The 1,381-nt window shown below is 60.8% G+C and carries 1 pseudogene; it reads left to right on the top strand.

The features are described 5' to 3' along the window. Positions 1 to 16: 16 nt before the first annotated feature. A pseudogene (locus tag ACODSJ_RS24670) lies at positions 17 to 1,381 on the top strand (hypothetical protein); the annotation flags it as partial.

The raw sequence follows: 1,381 nt of genomic DNA, 5'->3' as shown, positions 1-1,381 counted from the left end.
GCGGGTCAAGGAAACGGTGAACGATGTACTTCCCGGAAACCTGGACCAGCTCGGCCTGAACGTGCGCAATAAAGACTGGCAGGGCACGGTGCTGACATTGCTGCCTCGCGGCGCCGAGGTCACCGTTAGCGGTGATGGCGTCTACCGCAAACTGGAAAACACCCTTGGTCCGGAGTCGCTGATCAGTGCCGAAGGTCTATTGCGAGGCTACGTTGCCAGCAAATTTCTGGAGCCCATCGCCGCTGGCCAACATCGCGTTATCAGCTCGGGCTTGCTGCACGTGCGTGCCGAGGCGAATGCCGACTGCGACGTCCTTATGAAACTGCCTTCGGGCACCGAAGTGACCGTCAGTGGCGAAGGTGAATTCCTCAAACTGGAGCGCATCAACCAGTATGTTCATTACCCGTCGCTACTGGGGGCACCGGAGCCCCTGGCCCATGACCAAGTGGTGGTACTCAATCAGCCCGTGCCGATCAAGGCCGGCGACCTGATCGGTCACATCGGCTTGTATCAAAACTGCGGGGCCGACCGACCGGAGCACAAACTGCATCTGGAGGTGTTCAGCGAGCAAGACGCCGACGCCTTCCTCGAAGCCAGTCGCGCCTGGGCCGAGCGGTTACCGAAGCGCGACAGGACCTGGCTGAAGCTCGCCAAAGGCACGCCCGTATTGGCCCATGAGGACGGTTTCGGCAGCGGACGGTCCCCTCAACTGAGCCTCGCCAAGCTCTTCAGCGGCGCCGACCTGTTGATTCCCAAAAGCCTGCTCGACGATCTGCCGGCCGAGCATAAAATCGTCCTTCCTAGCACCTATGGCCACCCCCCGCGCCACTGGTATCGCCTCGATGGCCTGCTCATCGACGCCGACGATACCCCGCTCGACGGCTGGGTCTGCGAAGAAGTTGGCGTGACCCCATGGGTCAATCCCTGGTCGTGGGACGGCTACGAAGTCATCTTCGACTACGCCTCACCGCGGGAACACCTGGCCTCCCTCTACCGCGCGGAGGACCGCTTCAGCGGCGCACAACTGGAACGCTATGGCCCGATGGCCGACGCAGGCGACAAAGGCCCCGTCCAGCGCAGACTGTTCGACATTATCGACCGCAACCGCGACGGCAAAATGACTGCCGAAGAACTGCAAGCGGCGCTCAAGGTACCGGCCCATGCGCAATCGATCTCGCAACTGATTGTGCTCAAGGAAAGCGAGTGGTTCCACCGTCCTTACAAATGGGATGCGCTGGACGAACTGCTCGGCCATAGCAGCTCTGCACCGCACGTGAATTGGTTGGCGGAGAAAGAGCGGATCAAGGAACTGTGTTGGTGGGATGAGGTGAGGGAGAAAGTTGGGTTGCCGGAGGATGGGAAGGTTTATCACTTTCATCCG

The sequence above is a fragment of the Pseudomonas sp. FG6 genome, assembly GCF_057809015.1.
Note: the sequence above shows the minus strand (reverse complement) of the source record. Positions and strands in the feature narration are given on the sequence as shown.